This window comes from Paenibacillus macerans (assembly GCF_050565405.1).
GTDB classification, from domain to species: domain Bacteria; phylum Bacillota; class Bacilli; order Paenibacillales; family Paenibacillaceae; genus Fontibacillus; species Fontibacillus macerans_B.
This window is the reverse complement of record NZ_JBNYYG010000002.1, coordinates 103,781-118,733: the sequence shown is the minus strand read 5'-3', so window position 1 is coordinate 118,733 and position 14,953 is coordinate 103,781. Positions and strand designations below refer to the sequence as shown.

At 63.1% G+C, this 14,953-nt stretch carries 13 protein-coding genes; all 13 read left to right on the top strand.

Annotated elements, in window-relative coordinates; translation table 11 throughout:
- The first annotated feature begins 102 nt into the window (after positions 1-102).
- Complete coding sequence (locus tag ACQ4N8_RS02405) at positions 103-1,284, top strand: BMP family ABC transporter substrate-binding protein (RefSeq protein WP_430702717.1); 1,182 nt, start codon at positions 103-105, stop codon at positions 1,282-1,284.
- 106 nt (positions 1,285-1,390) lie between these two features.
- A complete protein-coding gene (locus tag ACQ4N8_RS02400; RefSeq protein WP_430702716.1) occupies positions 1,391-2,923 on the top strand; it encodes an ABC transporter ATP-binding protein in 1,533 nt (510 codons plus the stop codon).
- Positions 2,920-4,041 (top strand): ABC transporter permease, encoded by a 1,122-nt coding sequence (locus ACQ4N8_RS02395; protein ID WP_430702715.1) that lies wholly within the window; start codon positions 2,920-2,922, stop codon positions 4,039-4,041. Before ACQ4N8_RS02400 ends, ACQ4N8_RS02395 begins: the two co-directional genes overlap by 4 nt.
- An 18-nt stretch (positions 4,042-4,059) precedes the next feature.
- Positions 4,060-4,989: an ABC transporter permease gene (locus ACQ4N8_RS02390; protein WP_430702714.1), complete on the top strand. Its 930-nt coding sequence runs from the start codon at positions 4,060-4,062 to the stop codon at positions 4,987-4,989.
- Positions 4,990-5,077: 88 nt separating this feature from the next.
- Positions 5,078-6,016: an FAD binding domain-containing protein gene (locus ACQ4N8_RS02385; RefSeq protein WP_430702713.1), complete on the top strand. Its 939-nt coding sequence runs from the start codon at positions 5,078-5,080 to the stop codon at positions 6,014-6,016.
- 70 nt (positions 6,017-6,086) lie between these two features.
- Positions 6,087-8,369: a xanthine dehydrogenase subunit D gene (pucD, locus tag ACQ4N8_RS02380; protein ID WP_430702712.1), complete on the top strand. Its 2,283-nt coding sequence runs from the start codon at positions 6,087-6,089 to the stop codon at positions 8,367-8,369.
- Between the two features lie 82 nt (positions 8,370-8,451).
- The gene (locus ACQ4N8_RS02375; RefSeq protein ID WP_430702912.1) at positions 8,452-8,988 is read left to right on the top strand and encodes a (2Fe-2S)-binding protein; all 537 of its coding nucleotides are present in this window, start codon (positions 8,452-8,454) and stop codon (positions 8,986-8,988) included.
- Complete coding sequence (uraD, locus tag ACQ4N8_RS02370; RefSeq protein WP_430702711.1) at positions 8,978-9,493, top strand: 2-oxo-4-hydroxy-4-carboxy-5-ureidoimidazoline decarboxylase; 516 nt, start codon at positions 8,978-8,980, stop codon at positions 9,491-9,493. Before ACQ4N8_RS02375 ends, uraD begins: the two co-directional genes overlap by 11 nt.
- A 43-nt stretch (positions 9,494-9,536) precedes the next feature.
- Complete coding sequence (locus ACQ4N8_RS02365) at positions 9,537-9,959, top strand: hydroxyisourate hydrolase (protein ID WP_430702710.1); 423 nt, start codon at positions 9,537-9,539, stop codon at positions 9,957-9,959.
- Between the two features lie 51 nt (positions 9,960-10,010).
- Entirely contained in the window at positions 10,011-11,405 is a 1,395-nt protein-coding gene (gene allB / locus ACQ4N8_RS02360; RefSeq protein WP_430702709.1) for an allantoinase AllB, read from the top strand.
- A complete protein-coding gene (locus tag ACQ4N8_RS02355; RefSeq protein ID WP_430702708.1) occupies positions 11,402-12,706 on the top strand; it encodes a M20 family metallo-hydrolase in 1,305 nt (434 codons plus the stop codon). Before allB ends, ACQ4N8_RS02355 begins: the two co-directional genes overlap by 4 nt.
- A 13-nt stretch (positions 12,707-12,719) precedes the next feature.
- A complete protein-coding gene (locus ACQ4N8_RS02350) occupies positions 12,720-13,958 on the top strand; it encodes a pyridoxal-phosphate-dependent aminotransferase family protein (protein ID WP_430702707.1) in 1,239 nt (412 codons plus the stop codon).
- Positions 13,959-14,171: 213 nt separating this feature from the next.
- Positions 14,172-14,879 carry a purine-nucleoside phosphorylase gene (deoD, locus tag ACQ4N8_RS02345; RefSeq protein WP_430702706.1) on the top strand — a complete coding sequence of 236 codons (708 nt, stop codon included), beginning with the start codon at positions 14,172-14,174 and terminating at the stop codon, positions 14,877-14,879.
- The last annotated feature ends 74 nt before the right edge of the window (positions 14,880-14,953 follow it).

Here is a 14,953-nt window from a genome sequence, read left to right as displayed (position 1 = left end):
AGGATCTCGCACAAATACATGTTATGTAAATTTACATCGTTCTCCGCCCTTCGTTATAGTAAGTCTTAAATATCAAGCAATACCTATCGGAGGAGGAGAACGATGAATAAAAAGAGGGGTATGGCATTCAGTTGGAGTTTGATCCTGCTGCTGGTGGTTGCCATGGGTCTCGTGGGGTGCGGGAGCAATAGCAATACGGCAAGCAATGCGGGAGGCAATGCCGAGGGAACGCCGACGGAGCCGGCAGCCGCCGAGTCCGGCGGCAACGCTGCTGACGAGAACGCGGCCGCCGGGAAACCGAAGGTTGCCTTCGTTTACATCGGGCCGCCGGGCGACGGCGGTTACACTTACCAGCATGATCTCGGGCGCAAGGAGATGGAGAAGGAGCTCGGAATCGCGGCGGATGCCGTCGAGAACGTGCCGGAGGGTCCCGACGCCGAGCGGATTATCACCGAGCTGGCGCAAAATCATGACATCGTGTTTACGACCAGCTTCGGCTACATGGATTACACGCTGAACGTGGCGGGCAAGTTCCCCGACGTCAAATTCGACCATGCCTCCGGTTACAAAACGGCCGAGAACATGGGCACGTATTTCGGCAAGAACTACGAAGCCAGCTACCTGACCGGTATCGCGGCAGGAAAGGTGACAAAAAACAACCATCTTGGTTACGTCGGAGCTTTCCCGATCAGCGAGGTCATATATAACCTCAACGCGTTTACGCTTGGCGCGCAAAGCGTCAATCCGGACATCAAGGTTGACGTCGTCTGGACGAATACGTGGTACGACCCGACGACGGAACGCCAAGCGGCGATCAGCCTGCTGGATAAAGGCGCCGACGTCCTTCTAGCTTACCAGGATTCCCCGGCGACGCTGCAGGCGGCGGCCGAACGGGGCGCGTTTGCGGGCGGAAACGACTCCGACATGAAGAAATACGCGCCGGATAACTATTTGACGAACCCGGTATGGAACTGGGGGCCTTATTATATCAAAACCGTCAAATCGCTCATGGACGGAACGTGGACCAATGAACAATACTCCGGCTCCATGGCCGACGGGATGGTCGAACTGGCGCCGTTCGGCAACAAAGTGGCCGAAGACGTACAGAAGCTGGTACTGGATGCGCAGGAGAAAATCGTCAGCGGCGAGTTGAACGTGTTCACGGGGCCGATCCAAGACAACGCAGGCAATGAAAAAGTGCCAGCCGGCAAGTCGCTGACGCTGGAGGAAGTGCTCAGCATGGATTGGCTGGCGCAGGGCGTCGTCGGTTCGATTCCGAAGTAATGCGGACCGATTGAACATTTGGCGAAAACGGATATGGGTGGGGCGGGCTTCCGAGGCGGAAACCTTCTCCACCCGTACTACAACCGGGGGAAAGGAGGCATTCCGTATGCAAGGGTATTCGGTGGAAATGCGCGGCATCGTCAAACGGTTCGGTTCGGTCATCGCGAACGATCAAGTCGATTTTTCGGCAAACGCGGGGGAAATCCATGCGCTGCTCGGTGAGAACGGAGCGGGAAAAAGCACGGTCATGAGCATGCTGTCGGGCGTTTACAGGGCGGATGAGGGGGAGATTTCGATTCACGGCAGGCCGGCCCAAATCCATTCCCCGAAACAAGCGGCTCAGCTCGGCATCGGCATGGTGTTTCAAAACTTCCGCCTGGTGCCGACGCTGACGGCTGCGGAAAATATCGTGCTTGGCGAAAAATCGTCTTTCTGGCGCGGCCGCAACTGGATCAAACGCAAGCATCGGGTAATGGAAGAGCTGGCGGAACGCTTCGGGTTGCATATTCCGGTCGATCGGCCCGTCTGGCAGCTGTCGGTCGGCGAGCAGCAACGCGTGGAAATCGTCAAGACGTTGTACCGCGGAGCCGACATTATCATTTTGGACGAACCGACGTCGGTATTGACCCCGGGAGAGGCCGAGGGGCTGTTCGTAACGCTGCGCCGCATGAAGGAAGAAGGCAAAACCGTCATTATGACGACTCATAAGATGAAGGAAGTGCTGGCGTCCTCGGATCGCATTTCCGTGATGCGGAAAGGGAAAATGATCGCCACGCTGCTCACCGAAAGTACGGATGAACGAGAATTGGCCCGGCTGATGGTCGGGAGGGAAGTCGTCATGGAGCGCCGCGAACGCGACGCGACGGAAGGCGCGGAGTTACTGGTCGTAAACCGGATCAGCGCCGTGGCCGAACACGGGCGCAAAGCGCTGGACCGCGTGTCGCTTACCGTTCGCCAAGGCGAAATCGTCGGCGTGGCCGGCGTGGCGGGAAACGGCCAGAAGGAATTGGCCGAGGTGCTGACCGGGTTAAGAAGCTGGCGTGAAGGCGAATTGTTCTTTGACGGCGAGCCCGTCAAAACCGCTTCGGTGCGCGGGGCCATTGAGGCCGGCATCTCCCATGTGCCGGAGAACCGGATGAAAAGCGGCCTCGCCGGAAGCCTCGGGTCCGTCGACAACCTGCTATTCAAGTCGTACCGCAAGCAGGAACACTCGCGTCTTGGCATCCTGAAGTCGGCCAAAAACCGTTTGTGGTCCGAGCAACTCGTGCAGCGGTTCGACGTCAGGACGCCGGGGCTCGACACCCCGGTCCAGCAGCTGTCGGGCGGCAACCAGCAGAAGCTGCTGTTCGCCCGGGAAGTGTCCCACCGACCGAAGCTGATGGTTGCGGTGCATCCGACGCAGGGACTGGACGTCGGCGCCGCCGCCGGGGTGCATGAGCTGCTGCTGGGCCTGCGGGCTTCCGGCAGCGGCGTGCTGTTGATCTCGGAGGATCTTGATGAGCTGATGCAGCTAGCCGACCGGATTCTCGTGATGTATAACGGAGCGATCATCGGCGAGCAAAGCCATGGTAAGGCGGATCGGGAAAGCCTGGGCCTGCTGATGGCGGGCATACGGGACAGAGAGGAGAGCGTCGTATGAGCCGGCAAAAGACGAGCGGGGCAACGCTGGCGGAACCGTTGATCAGCCGCAAGACGGCCGGGCGGAAAGCGCCGTGGCGCCTGGAGTTCGATGCAACCCGGGTCCGGACGCCCTGGTGGACGCCGGTGCTTTCGGTCGTATTGGCTCTCATCCTGTGCGCCGTGTTTATCTACCTGAATGGCATGAACCCGTGGACGGTGTACGCGAAGATGTGGAGCGGCGCGTTCGGCACCTCCTTCGGCGTTACAGAGACGCTGGTCAAAGCGATTCCGCTGCTTCTGTGCGGGCTGGGTATCGCCGTTGCCTATCGCATCTCGGTATGGAACATCGGCGCGGAAGGGCAGCTGACGGTCGGGGCGATCGCCGCGACGGCGGTCACGATCTATTTTCCCGGGCTCCCGTCGTTCTGGTCGATCCTGCTCATGCTGCTCTTCGGGATCGCCGCCGGGGCTTTCTGGGGACTGCTGACGGCGATTCCGCGCACGCATTTTGGCGTCAACGAGTTGATCACATCGCTGATGCTCAATTATGTAGCGCTGCTGGCGCTCGATTATGTCGTTATCGGCCCCTGGAAAGACCCTGCAGGCTTCAACATGCCGGGGTCTCCGCTATTTACCGCTGCGCAGTCGTTGCCGGTGCTGGGCGGGACCCGGCTGCATATCGGCCTGGTTTTTGCCGTGGCCGCCGTCGCGATTTATTACTTGCTGATTCGCTTCACCCGCTGGGGTTACGAGCTGCGCTTGATCGGTGCCAACCCGATTGCGGCGCGATATGCCGGCATTCCGATCTCCCGCCACGTCATTACCGTTATGCTGATCAGCGGCGGGCTGGCCGGATTGGCCGGCATGGCCGAAGTGTCGGGCGTCAGCCATAAGCTGATGCAGGGCATTTCGCCGGGTTACGGCTATACCGCGATCATCGTTGCCTGGCTGGCCAAACTGAATCCGCTCGGTCTGGTCGTTTCCGCGCTGCTGTTCGGCGGCTTGATCGTCGGAGGATACAGCGTGCAGACCATCGGCCTGCCGTCGTCCATTTCGGAAATGCTGCAGGGCGCGATCCTGTTTTTTCTGATTGCCGGCGATAGGGTAACCCGTTTCCGCATTCGCCGGAGAGCGTAACGCTAAGGAGGATTTGGCATGGACTTTATGACCCAATTGCTGCTCGCCGCCATGACCGCAGGAACGCCGCTGCTGCTAGCCACACTGGGCGGGATTCTTACCGAACGGGCCGGAATCATCCAACTGGGTGCCGAAGGCCTGATGCTCATGGGGGCGGTCACGACCTGCCTCGTGTTCATCCGTTCGGGAAATTTGGCTTTGGCTTTGCTGGCAACGGCTGCCGTTATCGCGTTCCTGGGCTTGTTGCATGCCTTCCTGGCGGTGACGCTCAGGGCCAATCAGGCGATGTGCGGGCTGGCGATGACGCTGTTCGGCAGCGGTCTAAGCGCCTACCTCGGAAAGTCGATCAGCGGGAATCCGCTGCCGGGGACGTTGCCGCGGATATCGCTCGATATGCTGGAGCCGATTCCGGTGATCGGGGACCTTTTCGGCCGCCTCGACCTGCTGACCTGGTTGAGCTTCGCGCTGGTGATCGCGCTTCATTTATTGATTCACCGCACCTCGTGGGGCCTGCATTTGCGGGCCGTCGGAGATAGCCCGGCCACGGCCGACGTGATGGGAATTCGCGTCCGCTTGATCCGCTACGGTTATGTGACCGCGGGCGCGATCCTGATCGGGCTGGCCGGCGCGGATATGGTCCTGGCCGTCGCTCCGACCTGGAACGAAGGCTTGACGGCGGGACGGGGCTGGATCGCGGTGGGCTTGGTCATCTTTGCCCGGTGGAATCCGCTGCGGGCGCTGTTATGCGCTTATTTCTTCGGCGCGCTCGATTCGCTCGGATTCCGGATGCAGCTGCTCGGGAGCGCCGTTCCGCCGTATTTTCTGAAGATGATTCCCTATCTCGTCACGATTCTCGTGCTGATGTATTTGGGGTACCGCGACCGGGGCAAGCCTTCCGGAACGCCGGAATCGCTGGGCGTGCCTTATGTGCGAGAGCAGCGCTTTTAGCATCAGGCTTAAGGAGAAGCTGACCGGATCCATCCCGTTCGAATATAACTCGTGGAACTCGATGAAGGTCCGATAAGGAGGAATCGACATGATTGCAAGGGATGATATACCAATCATAACGCCGGTGCTTTACCATCCTCGTTCCTTGCAAGAAGCCTGGGAGTTGAAACGGGAGCTTGGGCCGGATGCGGTGTATGTGGCCGGCAGCACGCTGCTGCGCACGCAATGGGACGCCGGAACGGCGACTCTGCCGAAGGCGCTGATCGACCTGCGCGGGGTGGAGGGGATGTCGGGGATTCACGCTGACGGAGGCGAAATCCGTATCGGCGCAATGACGGATATGTCGGTTTGCCGGAGCAGCGCTGAGCTCGAGGCTGCGGCCCCTTCTTTACGGGAGGCGGCCCGGGTCATCGCGGCGCCGTCGGTCCGCAATCTGGCGACGTTGGGCGGGAATATCGCTTCCGGTTACGGGGATGTTCTGCCCGCGCTGCTCGCGATCGACGCGGTGTTGGACGTATACGATGGAGAGGCAGGCGAAGTGTCCCTCCCCGTCCGGGATTGGCTCGCGGTCCGCTGGAGCGGGGAAGGCGCCCCGCAGGCCATCGTTGCGGGCGTTCGGATTCCGAAAGCGGAGGCGGGCGCGGGCGAACGGCGCTACGAGGCTTACCGCAAGGTCGGACGCCGGGAGGCTTTTACTCCGTCGCTGGTCACGGCGGCGCTGTCCGGCACCGTCGGCGCGGACGGTTTGCTGAGGGGCGTCCGCATCGCCGCCGGCGGGGGCAGCGGCCGCCCGCACCGGCTCGGGCGGGCGGAGGCGCTGCTGGAAGGCGGACGCTTCCGCGAGGAGCTCCTGCCGCTCGTTTACGAGGCGGTGCTCGAAGAGTATGAAGCGGCCGGCGATGCGTTTGCGACGGCGGCGTATAAGCGAAAGACGGCGGCCAATCTCATTGCCGCGGAGCTGTGGCGGCTGCTTGAAAGGATGCCGGAGCCCGGCAGCGGGCCGCAAACGGCGGATTCCCGAGTGTAGGAAGAGCCGATGATAGGCAGGCGCGTTAGGCGTAGATCGCAAGGTTGAAGGCGAAAGGGGAGAGGGGATCATGGTGCTGAATCGAGAATCCAGCGGTGCCCGTTGGCGAACGCGGCCCGACGGTATGGATAAAGTGACGGGAAATCTGCAGTATTTGACCGACAAAGCAGCCGAAGGCATGCTGATCGGACGCGTCCTGAGGAGCGCACAGGCCCATGCCCGTATCATCGGCATACGTACGAAGCGGGCCGTCGATTTACCCGGCGTGCACGCCGTGCTCACGCACGCGGACGTTCCCGGCTTGAATGCGTTCGGCATCGCGTTTCCGCATCAGCCGGTGTTTTGCGGCGAACGGGTACGTTACACCGGCGACGCCATCGCGGCGGTGGCGGCCGAAACCGAGGAGATCGCCGAGTATGCGCTGACGCTGATCGAGGTGGAATACGAGCCGCTCCCGGTGATCGCGGATCCCGAGGAGGCCATGAAGGAGGAAGCGATCGCGCTGCATCCCGAAGGGAACGTGCTGCATCGCGCGGAATACCGCAAGGGTTGCCCGGAGGAGGCCTTCGCCTTATGCGCTTATGTAGCGGAGGAGACCTACTGCACGCCGCGGCAAATGCATACGTATATGGAAACCGAAGGCGGGTTGTTCATCCCCGAGGCGGACGGACGGCTGACCGTTTACTCCGCCACCCAGCACGGATTGAAGGATCGCATGCAGCTATCCCGCATCCTGAATCTGCCGGAGGAGAGGATTCGCGTCGTTTCCAGCCCGATCGGCGGCTCGTTCGGGGGCAAGGACGAACTGAACGTCCAGCCGTACGGGGCGCTGCTTGCGTTGCGGACGGAGAGGCCGGTCCGGTTGCATAACTCCCGCGCAGAATCGATCCGCGCCGGACTCAAGCGCCACCCGATGAAAATCACGATGAAAACCGGCTGCGCCGAGGATGGCCGGCTGGTGGCCCACACCGTCCGCATCGTTTCGGATACGGGTGCCTACGCCACGCTCGGCGCCGAAGTGCTCAATTTCGCCACCGAGCACGTGATCGGCCCTTATCGCTTAGAGCATGTCGACGTGGAAAGCTATTGCGTGTATACCAATAACGGCGTGTCCGGCGAATTTCGCGGCTTTGGGGGCAATCAGGCGATCTTCGCCCTGGAGGGCCAGATCGACCGGTTGGCGGCGGCCGCCGGCGTCGATCCGTGGGAGATGCGCCGGCTGAACCTGCGGGAATGCGGGGATCCCGGGCCGTTGGGACAACCGATCGCCCAGACCGACGGGGCGCGACAGGTATGGGAGGCGTTGGCGGCCAGCCAGCTGATGGCCGAGCGGAACCGCGGGCCCGGCAGTGACCCGTCCCCCCGCGGCCCTTGGACCGTTACGGGCATCGGAGCGGCGATCGCCATGCATGGGGCGGGGCTTGGCTTCGGCATTCCCGACCCGGCCGGCGGCCGCCTGCGGCTCGCATCGGACGGACGGATCGAAGCGGTATTCGGCTACGAAGAATTCGGGCAAGGCCTGATCGCCACGCTGGAGCAGATGTTAACCGAGCAATACGGCTTTGCCGCCGAGGATCTGCGTATTATCATCGGCGACACGGACGTCGTTCCGGACAGCGGCTCGAGTACCGCATCGCGGGCGACCAGCATGATGTGGATGACGCTGCGCCGGCTGCATCCCGATTTCAGTTCCAAGCTGGCCGCGGCGGCCTACGCGGCCGGCTGCGGCTCGGGATCGCTTCCGGGCCCGGGCGGCATGTGGAGGGACGGCGAACGGGTCATGACCTATGGCGAGCTGGCCGGCAGCCTGACGGAGCCGATCGTCAGCGAGACGGTGTTCCATTACCCGACGACGACGCTGGAACGGGTCGGCGCCCATTTTCTGTATACGTATGCCGCCGTTGTCGTCAAGGTCGAGGTCAACCTGCTTACCGGAAGGGTGCGGATCATGGACCAATACCATTCGGTCGCCGCCGGACCGGTTGCCAACCCGCAAGGCTATTTGGGGCAAATCGAAGGCGGCAGCGCGATGGCGGCCGGTTTTACGCTGACGGAAGATGCCCTGATGAATGACGGGATGTACATGACGATAAATCTGGATACTTACCTCATCCCGACGATCGTCGATTTGAACGGAGGCATTCAAGTGCAGCCGATCGAGGATTTGCCGGAGCAGGATGCCTACGGACCCCGCGGCGTCGGCGAGGTGGGTTCGGTCGGCCTGGCCCCCGCCGTGGCCGCCGCCGTGTATCAGGCGGCCGGCAAGCGCGTCAACCGGCTGCCGATCGCGCCGGAGGAATTGCAGGCGACGCCGTTTGCGACCGGGAAGGCGGTGAATGCGCATGCCGGATAATCAGGCTGCCAACGTAAATCCCCCCGGACTGCCGCACGGATCGGTTCCCGGCTGCAGCGAGGAGGCGGCCGCCTATGAAGCTATGCTTCCGGAGAGCTGCGAATCCGCGGAGGGCAATTCGGGGCTCAGGGCCGGAGAGCGCCCGTTTACGGTCGGCTTCCGCGTTAACGGCCGTCCGGTAACCCTGGAGGTTCCGCCGACCCGCCGGCTGCTTGCGGTCCTGCGCGACGATCTGAGGCTGACCGGCACGAAACGCTCCTGCGAGCTGGGCCGATGCGGCTCCTGCATGGTGCTGCTAAACGGCCGTCCGGTCAATGCCTGCTTGATGATGGCCTACCAATGCGAAGGAGCGGACGTGACCACCATCGAGGGCTTAAGCGCCGGAGGGCTGCATCCGGTCCAGCAAGCTTTTCTCGAGGAAGGCGGGTTTCAATGCGGCTATTGCACGCCGGGCATGGTCATTTCCGTTGTCGCCCTGCTGGCGGAACGCCCGCAGCCGAAGCCGGAGGAGATCGAAGAGGCGTTGTCCGGCAATTTATGCCGGTGCACGGGTTACGGCGGCATCATGCGGGCCGTGAACAAAGCGATCGAAAAAGGAGCGGCCGACCATGGAAACTAACGCGTCGATGCCCACACTGAAGCTTCTCAATCGTATGAGCAAGGAGGAATTTACGGAAGCGCTGGGCGGCATTTTCGAGCATTCTCCCTGGATCGCGGAGGCGGCGTTTGGCGCGAAGCCGTTCGGTTCGGTCGGGGAGCTGCACGGGGTGATGCTCTCCGCCGTCCGAAATGCCAGTCGGGAGACGGCGCTCCGGCTGCTGCGCGCGCATCCCGATCTTGCGACCCAGATACAGGTCACGCCTTTGTCGGCGGCCGAGCAGCAGGGGGCGGGACTCGACCGGCTGACGCCCGAGGAATTCGCTGCATTAACCGACTTGAACCGGAGGTATACGGAGAAATTCGGCTTCCCGTTCATTTTGGCGGTTCGGGGCAAGAACAAGGACGATATCCTCCGGTCGATTTCCGAACGGATTGAATCGACGCCGGATCGGGAGTACGAACGGGCATTGGCCGAAGTCGCAACCATCACCCGATTCCGGCTGGGGGATCTGGTTTTGGAGTAAACCGGAGATAACTGGAAACGAGTCTCCAGGGAGGAGAGGCGGCATGAGCGAAGGAAGGTTAACGACCCACGTGCTGGATCTGGCGCGGGGCATTCCGGCAGCCGGCGTCTTCATGGAGCTTCGTCGGCTGGAGCGGGATCGGAGCTTTCCGATCCGTTCGGTTCGCACGAATGCGGACGGGAGGCTGGATGCGCCGCTGCTGGAGGGACCGGAAATGATCGCGGGGGAATACGAGTTGCTATTCCATGCGGGGGATTATTTCCGTCGGTTGGAACATCCGGCTTCGCCGGCCGGACCTCACGGGGGTGCCCGTAACGGTGCTCTTGGCGGAATAGCGGGAGACGACGGCGACCCCGGGTTTCTGGACCTGATCCCGATTCGCTTCCACATCCGCGCGGAGGGCGGTCATTACCACGTACCGCTGCTGCTGGCGCCGGGCGGCTACAGCACATACAGAGGAAGCTGAACGCTTGCTAAGAGGGCGAAGCGGCGACGCAATCAAGGGAGGGACTGACGGATGGGACCTGATTTCGAGCTTATCATCAAAAACGGGATGGCGGTGCTGCCGACCGAAGTCGCCCGACTCGACGTCGGCATTGCGGCCGGGAAAATCGCCGCCCTGGGGGAAAACCTGATGCCGGGAGCGGGCACGGTCGTCCTGGATGCGGAGGGCCAATATGTCCTGCCCGGCATGATCGACGCGCATGTTCATTTTAACGAGCCGGCCTTCGGACATTGGGAGGGCTTCGCCACAGGTTCGGCGGCGCTGGCGGCCGGCGGCTGCACGACTTACGTGGATATGCCGCTAAACGGCAATCCCCCGACGGTGAACCTGCCTGCGCTAATGCTGAAGGCCCGGCTGGCCGAAGGCCGTTCCGCCGTCGATTACGCGTTTTGGGGCGGCCTCGTTCCCGGCAACGCGGCCGAATTGGAGCCGCTGTGGGCGGCGGGCGTACCCGGTTTCAAGGCATTCCTCTCGAATCCCGGCGGAGACGGCGAAGGCCGCTTCCGCGAAGTCGATGACGAAACCCTTTATCTGGGGATGGCCAAAATCGCCGAGCTTGGCGGCATCCTGGCGCTGCATGCCGAAAGCGACCGGATGACGGCCGTGCTCGGCGCCGACGCGGTCCGCTCCGGCAGAACGGGAGCCCGCGACTTCGCGGCTTCCCGGCCGGCGTTGGCCGAGCTGGAGGCGGTGGCCCGCGCGTTGCTGTATGGGGAGCGAACGGGCTGCCGGCTGCACTTCGTCCACGTCAGCACGGCGGCGGCGATCGAGCTGATTCATGAAGCCAAGCGGCGCGGCCAGGACGTATCCGCCGAAACCTGTCCGCACTATTTACTGCTGACGGAGGACGATATGGCCCGGCTCGGTCCGGTGGCGAAATGCGCGCCGCCGCTGCGGAGCCCCGAGGAGCGGGAGAAGCTCTGGCAGGCGTTGGCCGACGGGAAAATCGATCTTATCGCTTCCGATCATTCGCCTTGCCCGCCCGAGCTGAAGCTGGCTTCCGGCCTGACCTTCTTTGCGGCCTGGGGCGGCATTTCCGGGGCGCAGAGCAGCCTGGAGCTGATGTTCCACGAGGGCGTCAACCGGAGGGGCCTGCCGGTTCCCCTCATCTCGCGGCTGATTTCTGGAGGGCCGGCGGATCGCTTTGGCCTGTCCGAGCGCAAAGGCGCGATCGCGGTGGGCCTGAACGCGGATCTGGCGCTGCTGCATCCGGCGATGCCCTACGTGCTAAAGGCCGAGGAGCTGCGTTACCGGCATAAGCACAGTCCCTATGCAGGAATGGAGATCTCCTGCCGGGTGACCGCTACGCTGCTGCGCGGCCGGCCGGTATACACGCTGCAAGAAGGCCTGCTGAATCCCGGCGGCGGGAAACCGGTCGGTCTCGGCGAAAGGCAGCCGTCGCCATGAGCGGGTCCCCTGCACGGCCGCAACCTATCGACCTCGGTGCGGCGGCGGCCGACATGTTGGAGCTGCTGGAGAAGCTGGCGAGCTTCAGCGATCCGGGTCCCGGCGTCACCCGGCTGCTCTACAGCCCCGAGTGGGCGGGAGCGCAGCGCTTTTTGCTGGAGAGGATGGCGGAGAGCGGGCTGGACAGCTTTGCCGACGGCGTCGGCAACGTCTACGGGCGGCTCTCCGGAAGCCGTTCGAGCGAACGGGTCGTACTGACCGGCTCGCACATCGACACGGTAGTGAACGGGGGGAAATACGACGGGGCTTACGGCGTAGCGGCGTCCGTTACGGCGTTGCAGCATTTGTACCGCGCGTACGGACCGCCGCTGCGGACGCTCGTGGCGGTTTCCTTCGCCGAGGAGGAGGGCAGCCGTTTCCCGCTGACGTTCTGGGGCTCCGGCCATCTCACCGGCTTGTACGACGGCCGGGAAGCGGCCGGGTGCCGGGACGAAGCCGGCGTAACGCTGCAGGAGGCGATGGCGGACTGCCAGCTTGGCCCTCGGCGGCCGGCTCCGCGGTGCGGCGACATCGCCGCGTACGTGGAGCTCCACGTCGAGCAGGGCATCGTGCTGGAGCGCAGCGAAACGCAGATCGGCATCGTGAGCGCGATCGCCGGCCAACGGCGGTTCGCCGTCACCGTCGAAGGGACGGCGAACCATGCGGGAACGACGCCGATGGGCCTGCGGCGCGATGCCCTGGCGGCGGCAGCGGATCTGACGCTGCGGTTGGAGGCGTTGGCCGCCGAGGCGGGCGACCCGCTGGTGGCCACCGTCGGCCGGCTGGACGTACGGCCCAATACGCCGAACGTCATCCCCGGCGAGGTCCGCTTCACGCTGGATATCCGGCACAGCCGGGAGGCGGAGCTCGAAGCGTTTTGCGCGGCGGTGGACGCCGCGTTTGCCGCCATCGCCAAGCGGCGGGACGTTGCCGTCCGCCTCGAACCGCGGCTAACCGCGGCCCCGGCGCATATGGACGCCCGCCTGCAAGCGGAGCTGGCGTCCGTATGCGACCGCCGGGGGCTGCGCTGGCGAAGCATGGTCAGCGGGGCGGGGCACGACGCCCAGCTGTTCGCCCCGCGGTGTCCGGCCGCGATGGTATTCGTGCCAAGCGCGTCCGGCATCAGCCATGCCCCGGAGGAGTATACGTCTCCGGCAGATCTCGCCTCGGGGCTGGATGTTCTGCTTGCGCTTCTCTATAAGCTCGGCTACGAATGCGAAGAAGGAACGGACGACCCGGGCGACGGCCAACGGTTAACCTAAAGGGGGAGTAGGTATGAAGCGGTTTGACGATTTATCGCCGTCCCAGCGTTGCATCATGACGCCCGGCCCGGTCGAAGTCGATCCACGCGTGCTGCGGGCGATGTCTTTCCCGGTGCTAGGCCAGTTTGATCCCGAGTTTACCGATCTCATGAACGAAACGATGGGGATGCTCCGCGAGGTGTTCGCAACGGACAACGCATGGGCATATCCCGTGAACGGCACTTCCCGTTCGGGCATCGAGGCGGCGATGGTCAGCCTGATCGCGCCGGGGGACCGCGTGTTCGTGCCGATTTACGGCCGCTTCGGCCATCTGCTGCACGAAATCGCCGACCGCTGCGGGGCGGAGGTGCATACGTTGGAGCGACCGTGGGGGAGCGTGTTCGCGCCTGAAGAGATTATCGCCGAAATCCGCAAGGTGCGGCCGCAGATCGTCGCGATGGTGCATGGGGAGACGTCGACGGGCCGGCTCCAGCCGCTCGAAGGCCTCGGGGAGGCATGCCGCGAGGCCGGCGCCCTGCTGATCGTCGATGCCGTGGCTACGATTGGCGGCGTTCCCGTCGAGACGGACGCCTGGCAGCTGGACGCCGTGATCGGCGGGACGCAGAAATGCTTGTCCGTCCCGTCCGGCATGGCGCCGATCACGTACAACGACCGCGCCGAACGGAAACTGCTGACGCGCAAACGGGTGGAGCGGGGCCTGCGGACCGACGCCGCTGCGATCGAAGGCCCTATGGCGATCCGGAGCAACTATTTCGACCTCGGCATGCTTCAGGATTATTGGAGCCCGCTCCGGCTGAATCATCACACGGAAATGACCTCGATGTTATACGCGCTACGCGAAGGCTTGCGGCTCGTGCTGGAGGAGGGGCTTGCGGAACGGTTCGCGCGGCACCGGCTGCATGAGCAGGCGTTGATGCAGGGGCTTGCGGCGATGGGCCTGACGCTGTACGGCGATCCCGCCTGCAAAATGCCGATGGTTACCTGCGTCAACATCCCCGAGGGCGTAGACGGAGAGGCGGTGCGGGACCTGCTGCTGAACGGTTTCGGCATTGAAATCGCCAGCTCTTTCGGCCCGCTGATGGGGCGGATCTGGCGCATCGGCACGATGGGCTACAGCTGCCGGGCGGCGAACGTGCTGCGCCTGTTGGGGGCGTTGGAGGCGGCGATCCTTCGCCAAGGCGGCCGCGTCCCGGCCGGTCTCGCCGTTCAGGCGGCGCTGGAGGCGTACGAACGGCCGAAGGTAAGGAGCTAAGGGGACGAGGGTGAGCCGGAAGATTAGGACGGTTGCGGGAGAGCGCGCGGAAATTACGCGCTCTTTTTTCTTCGAATATTGTCGATCCCCGGCCTCGGGGCCCCTTTTTCGGAAACCTCCTTCTCTTCCGTATCCATATACGGGGCTTGTCGCATCCTATATAATAGAAGCTGTCAACTTCACCAAAACTGTTTGCAAGGGAGATACTTGAACATGAGTGTACATATCGCAGCCCAACCGGGCGACATCGCCGAAACGATCCTGCTGCCGGGTGACCCGCTCCGGGCCAAATTCATTGCGGAGACGTACTTAAGCGACGTATCCTGCTATAACGAAGTGCGCGGCATGCTTGGGTTTACCGGCACCTATCAGGGAAAGCGCATTTCGGTCCAAGGGACCGGCATGGGGGTACCGTCGATTTCCATTTACGTCAATGAGCTGATTCGCGAATACGGCGTCAAAAATCTCATTCGCGTCGGCACCTGCGGCGGGATGCAGGAGCATGTCCGCGTGCGGGACGTCATTTTGGCCCAGGCTTCCTGTACCGACTCCAGTATGAACCGCCATGTGTTCGGCGGATACGATTTTGCGCCGATCGCCAGCTTCCCGCTGCTGAAGGCGGCTTACGAACGCGGCGTGGAAAAAGGGCTGAAGCTGCATGTCGGCAACATCTTCAGTTCGGACATGTTCTACCGCGACGATACGAGCGTGACCGGGTTGCTCATGAAATACGGCGTCCTTGGCGTAGAGATGGAGACGACAGCGCTCTACACGCTTGCCGCCAAATACGGCGTTAACGCGTTAACGATCCTGACCGTCAGCGACCATCTACTGACCGGCGAGGAAACGACCTCCGAAGAGCGGCAAACGACGTTCAAGCAAATGATGGAAGTGGCGCTCGACACCGCCGTGACGCTGTAAACGTCAAGCCGACCGGCGGCTTGAAGAAATTAGGGCATGGGGCATGATTTTCGCTCCGTGCCCTTTTTTGATAT